Source organism: Pseudomonas sp. FW305-3-2-15-E-TSA4 (assembly GCF_058787295.1).
The window spans coordinates 20598-28733 of record NZ_JBYSZP010000027.1; the positions used below are offsets into that span (position 1 = coordinate 20598).

General features: G+C 61.8%; 6 protein-coding genes. 3 read left to right on the top strand and 3 right to left on the bottom strand.

Going from position 1 to position 8136, the window contains the following annotated elements; genetic code table 11:
- Nucleotides 1-24 precede the first annotated feature (24 nt).
- The 3 genes from AC3WMV_RS26830 to AC3WMV_RS26840 all read right to left on the bottom strand — a co-directional run bounded on the left by AC3WMV_RS26830 (nucleotide 25) and on the right by AC3WMV_RS26840 (nucleotide 4375).
- A complete protein-coding gene (locus AC3WMV_RS26830; RefSeq protein WP_096797428.1) occupies nucleotides 25-1650 on the bottom strand; it encodes a methyl-accepting chemotaxis protein in 1626 nt (541 codons plus the stop codon).
- A 246-nt stretch (nucleotides 1651-1896) separates the two neighbouring features.
- Nucleotides 1897-3039 (bottom strand): glycerate kinase, encoded by a 1143-nt coding sequence (locus tag AC3WMV_RS26835; protein WP_103368991.1) that lies wholly within the window; start codon nucleotides 3037-3039, stop codon nucleotides 1897-1899.
- Nucleotides 3040-3256: 217 nt separating this feature from the next.
- Complete coding sequence (locus AC3WMV_RS26840; RefSeq protein WP_103368990.1) at nucleotides 3257-4375, bottom strand: sugar diacid recognition domain-containing protein; 1119 nt, start codon at nucleotides 4373-4375, stop codon at nucleotides 3257-3259.
- A 172-nt stretch (nucleotides 4376-4547) separates the two neighbouring features.
- Here AC3WMV_RS26840 and AC3WMV_RS26845 point away from each other — a divergent pair, with 172 nt between their 5' ends.
- The 3 genes from AC3WMV_RS26845 (at nucleotide 4548) to AC3WMV_RS26855 (ending at nucleotide 8017) form a co-directional block, all read left to right on the top strand.
- Nucleotides 4548-5858: an MFS transporter gene (locus AC3WMV_RS26845; protein WP_103368989.1), complete on the top strand. Its 1311-nt coding sequence runs from the start codon at nucleotides 4548-4550 to the stop codon at nucleotides 5856-5858.
- A gap of 176 nt (nucleotides 5859-6034) precedes the next feature.
- On the top strand, nucleotides 6035-6934 hold the full coding sequence (locus AC3WMV_RS26850) for a LysR family transcriptional regulator (RefSeq protein WP_103368988.1): 900 nt from the start codon (nucleotides 6035-6037) through the stop codon (nucleotides 6932-6934).
- Between the two features lie 69 nt (nucleotides 6935-7003).
- A complete protein-coding gene (locus AC3WMV_RS26855; RefSeq protein ID WP_096797424.1) occupies nucleotides 7004-8017 on the top strand; it encodes an aldo/keto reductase in 1014 nt (337 codons plus the stop codon).
- Nucleotides 8018-8136 lie beyond the last annotated feature (119 nt).

An 8136-nucleotide genomic window follows, 5' to 3' on the forward strand; every position in this document is an offset into this window, starting at 1 on the left:
GCGGTTTCCAGCCTTCACCCTAGGTCAAATCACAAACCGCGCCACCATCGCATTCAAATCCACCGCCAGACGCGACAGTTCATGGGTCGCGGCGCTGGTCTGGTTGGCCCCGGCGGCGGACTGCGTGGCCAGATCACGGATGTTGACCAGGTTGCGATCAACTTCACGGGAGACCTGCGCCTGTTCTTCCGAGGCGCTGGCGATCACCAGGTTGCGCTCGTTGATCTGGTGGATCGACTGGGTGATTTGCTCCAGCGCCACACCCGCAGCGCGGGCCATTTCCAGAGTGGTCTGGGTGCGCTGGTTGCTTTGCTGCATCGACGACACCGCTTCGCCGGTACCGTTCTGGATGCCAGCGACCATTTTTTCGATTTCCTGAGTCGATTGCGCAGTGCGATGGGCCAAGGCGCGTACTTCGTCCGCTACCACCGCAAAACCGCGTCCGGCCTCACCGGCACGCGCTGCTTCGATCGCCGCGTTGAGGGCCAGCAGGTTGGTCTGTTCGGCGATGGCGCGGATCACATCCAGCACCTTGCCGATGTCGCGCCCCTGCGCGGCGAGACCTTCGATCATTTGCGCAGTGCTCTGCACGTCATGGGTCATGGTCTGGATCGCGTCGACGGTTTTCACCACTTGATCGCGACCTTCGCGAGCGGCCTGGGTCGACTGGTTCGAGGCTTCGGAGGTCGAGACCGCGTTGCGTGCGACTTCTTCCACAGCGGCGGTCATTTCGTTGACGGCGGTGGCGGCTTGTTCGATCTCGTTGTTCTGCTGTTGCAGGCCACGGGAAGCCTCTTCGGTGACCGCGCTCAGCTCTTCGGCAGCCGCGCCCAACTGAGTCGCGGAACCGGCGATCTGTTCGATGGTTTTGCGCAGGTTGATCTGCATCGTGGACAGGGCTTGCAGCAGTTGGGTGGCTTCGTCCTTGCCATCGACTTCGATGGACTGGGTCAAGTTGCCGCCGGCGATGGTTTGCGCAGCCTGTACCGCACGGTTCAATGGGGTGACGATGCTGCGGGTCAGCAACAGGGCCAGCAGTACCGTGGCGAGCGCGGCGACCACGGCAACAACGATGATGCCGGTAATGGCGCTGTCGTAATGCTCACCGGCCTGGGTGGAGGCGACTTTCGCACCCGCCGCGTTGATTGCGATCAGCTTGTTAAGCTGCTCGCCCATCTGGTCGGTGCCGTCCTTGATCCGCGTGTTGATCAAGGTGCGCATCTCGTCGACCTTGTCCTGACGCGACAGCTCCATCATCTGGTTTTGCGCTTGCAGGTAGTTGTCGAGCGTGGTCGCGAACGTCTGATACAACGCACGCTCTTCGCTCTCTGCCGGCAACGCGGCGTAGCTGGCCTGAGCACTGCGCACCTTGTCCACCAGCACGCCGATGCGCGTTTGCGCTTCTTGCAGACCTGCCGGGTCACGGTTGACCAGAATCCGGAACGACAGAATCCGCAGGCGCAGAACGTTTTCCGTCACCACGCCAAGGTAGGTGACGCTGGGCAGTTGGTTGGTATCCATGTCGATGGAAGCCTGGCGGATGGTCGACATGCGGTTGACGGCGAACACGCCAAGGACAATCACCAACAAGGCGATAAAGGCAAAACCGAGGAAGGCACGGGGCGCGATATTCAGGTTACGCAAGGACATGGTTGGACTCTCGGATAGAGGTAACTGCGAGCGTCCTTGCCATCATCACTGGACCTCGGGGGCGGGACCAGTCAGGCGTCACTGTTCGAGGGAATCTGTGTGCGCCTGATCTCTGTATCGGCGGCGCTTTAGGAAGATTTGGTGTAAAGCGAAAATATTTTTCAAGGTGTTTCACCACTAAAACACCTTGACACTAACCCCCTGTGGAGAGGGGATTTATCCCCTCTCCACAAAATCTTCAGGAAGTCAGTCATTGAGTTTGGCCATCTGCCAGACGCGGGCAATGTCAGTCGCCCGTTCGCGCAACAAGCGTGGAGCTTCGGCACAGGCCTGCTCCAGGGTCATCGGGCCGCTGGTGACGGCGAATGCGGCGTCGATGCCGTGCTCGTAGAGTTCCTGATAACCCTCACTTAAGGTGCCGGCGATGACGATCACCGGCACGCCGTGCTGCTTGGCAATCCGCGCCACGCCGAACGGGGTCTTGCCGCGCAAGGTCTGCGCGTCGAAGCGCCCTTCGCCAGTGATCACCAGGTCGGCGCCGTTGACCGCTTCAGCCAGGCCCACCAACTCGGCGACCACCTCTACGCCGGCCTGAAATTGCGCACCGAGAAACGCCTTGGCCGCAAAACCCAGTCCGCCCGCTGCACCACTGCCCGGCTCATCGCGAACGTCCTTGCCCAACGCTTGCGCGCAGAGCTCGGCGAAATGCCCCAGCGCCTGATCCAGTTGCTGCACTTGCGCCGGCGACGCGCCCTTTTGCGGGCCGAAAATCGCCGAGGCGCCGTGCGGGCCGCACAGCGGATTGTTAACGTCGGCGGCGATGTCGAAGCGCACGTGGGCCAGACGCGGATCAAGCTCGCTCAAGTCCAGTCGCGCCAGTTGTGCCAGCGCCAAGCCGCCCGGCACCAATGGCTGACCCTGCGCATCGAGCAATTTCACCCCGAGCGCCTGCATCGCGCCGGCGCCGCCGTCGTTGGTGGCGCTGCCGCCAATCGCCAGAATCACCCGTTGCGCGCCGGCATCCAGCGCGGCGCGAATCAGTTCGCCGGTGCCGAAGGTGCTGGTGATGCAGGCATCGCGTTGCCCCGTAGGCACCAATTGCAAACCACTGGCCTCGGCCATTTCGATGATCGCGGTGTGATTGTGTGGCAACCAGCCCCACGCGGCGTCGACCGGCGCACCCAGCGGCCCGCGCACTGGGGTGCGGCGCAGTTCACCCTCGCATGCGGCAAGAATCGATTCCACCGTGCCCTCGCCGCCGTCGGCCATCGGGCATTTGACCAGTGTTGCTTGCGGCCAGACTTGCGCCAACCCCAGCGCAATGGCTTCGGCAACGCCTTGGGCACTCAGGCTGTCCTTGAACGAATCGGGGGCGATGACGATCTTCATGCGAATTCTCCAGTTCCAATGCACCTCATGCTGCCAGTCGGCCTGCGCATTGACGCCTGTCCGCTGCACAAGTGCAGTGGGCGATTATTGTTCATTTCTACAAAAGCCTTGGGGATGAATGTTGTGGCCCTATCGCGAGCAGGCTCACTCCTACAGGGGAATGCATTTCAAATGTAGGAGTGAGCCTGCTCGCGATGGCGTCTCTGAAAACACCCGATCAACTCGGGTCAGTCTGCGGCAGCAATTGCACCCCGAGATATAGCGCCAGCATCCCGTCGAGCTTCAGCGGATCTACCCCGCTCAACTCGGCAATCCGCTCCATCCGGTAACGCAAGCTGTTGCGATGAATGCCCAGCGCATCGGCGCAGGCCTGACTCTGCCCGTCGTGTTCACACCAGCTGCGCAGGGTTGCGAGCAACTGGCCGTTGCCGTCCTTGGCGATGACCTTGCGCAACGGTTTGAGCAACTCATCCAGCGCATCATCGTTGCGATGGCGCCAGAGCATCACCGGCAAGCGATAGCGATTGAGCGTCAGCAATCGCGAATTCGGCAGCACTTCCCGGCCATAAGCCAGCAGATCGCCAACCCGCCGATAACAGCGGCGTAACCCGGCCAGCCCATCCGCCTGCCCACCCACAGCGATGCGCAGAATGTTCCAGCCCAGGCCATCGAGTTTTTCCAGCAGGCGATCATGCTCAACCGTTTGACTTGCGGGTCGGCACCACAGCAGCGACGACTTGGCCGAACTCACGCACCAGCTGTCCGGATAGCGCGAGGTCAACCACGCGCTCAACGCCTCGACGGTTTGCCCCGGCCCATGCTCCAGACCCAGTTCGAACAGATACGGCACCCGGGTCAACTGCGGCTTGAGCCCCAGTTGCTGCGCCTCATCGATCAGTCGCGGCGAGTCGCCGGCGTCGCTCAACAGCAACGCCAACAGGTCATCGCAACGCTGGCGCCGCCATTGCTGCTCGGCCTGCTGGTTGCGCTGGCCGACGAGCATTTCGGCGGTCATGCGCACCAGTTCGGCGTAGGTGCGCAGTTGCTCCGGTTCGCCGGTAATGCCAAGCACGCCGATCAGGCGTTGATCAAGCATCAGCGGCAGGTTGATGCCCGGCTGCACACCCTTCAAGTGCACGGCGGTTTGTGCATCGATCTCTACCACCCGCCCGTTGGCCAGCACCAGTTGCGCACCTTCGTGACGGGTGTTGATGCGCTCCGGCTCGCCGCTGCCAAGGATCAGGCCCTGGCTGTCCATGACGTTGACGTTGTAGGGCAAAATGGCCATGGCCCGGTCGACGATATCCTGAGCGAGGTCGTGATCGAGTTCGAACATGATCGGCAAAATCCTTAAGCAGCGGCGGCGGACGGTTGTTCACCCGCACAGGGTCTGGCGGCAAACCCTGTGCTCAGGCACAAAGACAATCCGGCCACAGGTGGCCGAGACTCTCGGGGCGATCAACGTTAACCTGTGCATCGCAAAAAATCATAATAAAGAGAGAGCCGCTATGTCGCAGAGCGCCGCAGCTACCCAGACCATCGACGACGGTAAAAACGCCGTCTACAAACGCATCACCCTGCGTTTGATCCCCTTCATCTTCATCTGCTACCTGTTCAACTACCTCGACCGGGTCAACGTTGGCTTCGCCAAACTGCAGATGCTCGACGCATTGAAGTTCAGTGAAACCGTATACGGCCTCGGTGCCGGGATCTTCTTCATCGGCTACGTGCTGTGCGGCGTGCCGAGCAACCTGGCGCTGACCAGATTCGGCCCGCGCCGCTGGATCGCGCTGATGATGATCACTTGGGGCACGCTGTCGACCTGCCTGTTGTTCGTCACCACCCCGACCCAGTTCTACACCCTGCGCCTGTTCACCGGGGCCGCCGAAGCCGGGTTCTTCCCGGGCGTGGTGCTGTATCTTTCGCAGTGGTTCCCAACGTTCCGCCGTGGCCGGATCATGGCGCTGTTCATGTCGGCGATCCCGGTCTCCGGTTTGCTTGGCAGCCCGTTCTCCGGCTGGATCCTCAATCACTTCGCCGCCGGCCAGGGTGGACTGGCCGGCTGGCAGTGGATGTTCCTGCTGCAAGGTATTCCGACCGTGATTCTCGGCGCCCTCGCCTATTTCCTGCTCAGCGACAGCTTCGCCAATGCCAAGTGGCTGAGCCCGCACGAGCGCGCGGTGCTTGAGGCGGATCAGGCCGAAGACTTGGCGAACAAGCCGAAAACCACCTCCGACTCGCTGCTCGCGGTGTTCAAGAACCCGGCGATCTGGGCCTTTGGCCTGATCTACTTCTGCATCCAGAGCGGCGTGTACGCGATCAACTTCTGGCTGCCGTCGATCATCAAGAACCTCGGCTTCAGCGACAACCTGGTGATCGGCTGGCTGAGTGCGATCCCCTATCTGCTGGCGGCGGTGTTCATGTTGCTGGTCGGGCGTTCGGCGGACTTGCGCAAAGAACGGCGTTGGCACTTGGTCGTACCGATGCTGATGGGCGCGCTCGGTCTGCTGATCGCCGTGAACTTCGCCGCCAACCCGGCCATCGCCATCCTCGGCCTGACCCTTGCAACCATGGGCGCGCTGACCGGCCTGCCGATGTTCTGGCCAGTGCCGACTGCCCTGTTGAGCGCGGGCGCGGCGGCCGGTGGTCTGGCGTTGATCAACTCGATGGGGCAGATGGCCGGTTTCCTCAGCCCGTACCTGGTGGGTTGGGTCAAGGACAGCACCGGTTCGACCGATGCGGCGTTGTATCTGCTGGCGGGTGTGATTGTCGGCGGCAGTTTGCTGGCATTGCGCATGACGCGGACGCTGCGCGCGTAATCACGCTTCCAGATCAAAAGATCGCAGCCTGCGGCAGCTCCTGCATGGAAATACGCGTTTCCCTGTAGGAGCTGCCGCAGGCTGCGATCTTTTTTGCTTAATGATTACAACGCCCCGACTTGCCAATCACGGAAAAATCCCGCAAAAACGCACAGATCTTTAAAGGATTTTTACCAATGAGCTCGATTCTCGATCTGGAGATCTTCGTACGCGTGGCCGACTCCGGCAGCATCTCCGCCGCTGCCCGCGCGCTGGAACTGACGCCGGCCGCCGCAAGCATCGCCTTGAAGCGTCTGGAAACCCGCCTCGGCATCCGCCTGCTCGCGCGCTCTACCCGAAGCATGCGTCTGACCGAAGAAGGTCGGCGTTATCTCGACAGCGTGCGCCTCGCCCTGTCCGCCCTGGCCGAAGGTGAGCAGGCACTGAAGCAACACGGCGAAGGCCTCAGCGGTGTGCTGCAACTGGCGGCGCCCTCGGACTTCGGGCGCAACGTGTTGTTGCCGTGGCTGGACGATTTCAAACGTGAACACCCGAATATTCAACTGCAATTGCTGCTCAACGATCGGCACGCCGATCTGTTCCGCGAAACCGTGGATGTCGCGCTGCGCTTTGGTGTGCCCAGTGATTCGACGCTGGTAGCGTTGCCGATTCTGCCGGCGCATCGCCGTGTTGCCTGCGCCAGCCCGGACTATCTGGCCCGCCATGGCACACCGCAACATCCCGGCGAACTGTGCGAACACAGCGCCCTGCTCTACCTGCGCAATGGTCGGCCCTACAACACCTGGCGCTTCAGTCGCGAGGACGAAACGCTGGAGGTTGAAGTACACGGCGATTACTTCAGCGATGACGGCGAAGTCGCGCGGCGCTGGGCCCTGGCCGGGCATGGCATTGCCTACAAAGCCTGGCTGGACGTCGCCGAGGATGTGCGCGGCGGACGCCTGCTGACGCTGTTCGATGACTGGCATGGCGAGAGCGTGCCGTTCAATCTGCTGTGCCCGCATCGGGTGCAAGTGTCCGAGCGCGTTCGGGTGTTGCAGGCGTTTTTGCAGACGCGTTGCGCAGCGCTCAGTCGATAATTCACTTTGCCCCGTCGGATGCTTCTGGTATTTGATTGGAGTTTTCCCACCCGATAAAAGGATTTCGGCATGAGCTATCGCACACTGGGGCACTCGGGGTTGCAGGTGTCCACCCTCACCCTCGGCACGATGATGTTTGGCGAGCAAACCAGCGCCGAGGACTCGCTGCGCATCATCGACAAGGCCTGGGATCAGGGCATCAATTTCATCGACACTGCCGACGTCTATACCAACGGCCGCTCGGAAGAAATCGTCGGCGAGGCGATTGCCCGCCATCGGCACGAATGGGTGTTGGCAACCAAGGTCGGTTTCGGCCCGGCGGACGGCGTGCCGAACCGCAGCGGCTTGAGCCGCAAGCACATCTTCAATGGTCTGGAGGCCAGCCTGACCCGTCTTGGCACCGACTATCTCGACATCTATTACCTGCACCGCGAAGACCACAACACGCCGCTGGAAGTCACGGTGTCGGCGATCGGCGACCTGATTCGTCAGGGCAAGATCCGTTACTGGGGCCTGTCGAACTATCGCGGCTGGCGCATCGCCGAGGTGATTCGCATCGCTGACAAGCTCGGTATCGACCGCCCGGTGATCAGTCAGCCGCTGTACAACATCGTCAACCGTCAGGCCGAGACCGAGCAGATCAGTGCCGCGCAAACCTATGGTCTTGGCGTGGTGCCTTACAGCCCGCTGGCCCGTGGCGTGCTCAGCGGCAAATACGCACCCGACGTAACCCCGGACGCCAACAGCCGCGCCGGGCGTCAGGACAAACGCATTCTGGAAACCGAATGGCGCGTGGAATCGCTGCGCATCGCCCAGCAGATTCAGCAGTACACCCAGGGCCGTGGCGTCGGGATTGTCGAATTCGCGATTGCCTGGGTGCTGAACAACAGCGCGGTGACCTCGGCGATTGTCGGGCCGCGCACCGAACAGCAGTGGGATGCTTATACCAAGGCGCAGGCGGTGCAGATCACGGCGGAGGATGAAGCGTTTATCGACTCGCTGGTGACGCCGGGGCATGCTTCGACGCCGGGGTTTAACGATGTGAGCCATTTTGTGTCAGGCCGTAAACCGCGTCAGGCCTGAAAGCCTCACAAGCCGGGCATCAGCGGCGTCAGCAGATTACGAGGGCAACACAAATCCATTGTGGGAGCGAGCCTGCTCGCGAAGAGGCCGGCACATTCAACATCTGCGTTGTCTGGCAC

Excerpts from the sequence above, each read along its gene's own strand:
- AC3WMV_RS26840 (WP_103368990.1), bottom strand. The coding sequence starts at position 4,375 with ATGTTCGAACTCGATCACGACCTCGCTCAGGATATCGTCGACCGGGCC.
- AC3WMV_RS26835 (WP_103368991.1), bottom strand. The coding sequence starts at position 3,039 with ATGAAGATCGTCATCGCCCCCGATTCGTTCAAGGACAGCCTGAGTGCC.
- AC3WMV_RS26830 (WP_096797428.1), bottom strand. The coding sequence starts at position 1,650 with ATGTCCTTGCGTAACCTGAATATCGCGCCCCGTGCCTTCCTCGGTTTT.
- AC3WMV_RS26845 (WP_103368989.1), top strand. The coding sequence starts at position 4,548 with ATGTCGCAGAGCGCCGCAGCTACCCAGACCATCGACGACGGTAAAAAC.
- AC3WMV_RS26855 (WP_096797424.1), top strand. The coding sequence starts at position 7,004 with ATGAGCTATCGCACACTGGGGCACTCGGGGTTGCAGGTGTCCACCCTC.
- AC3WMV_RS26850 (WP_103368988.1), top strand. The coding sequence starts at position 6,035 with ATGAGCTCGATTCTCGATCTGGAGATCTTCGTACGCGTGGCCGACTCC.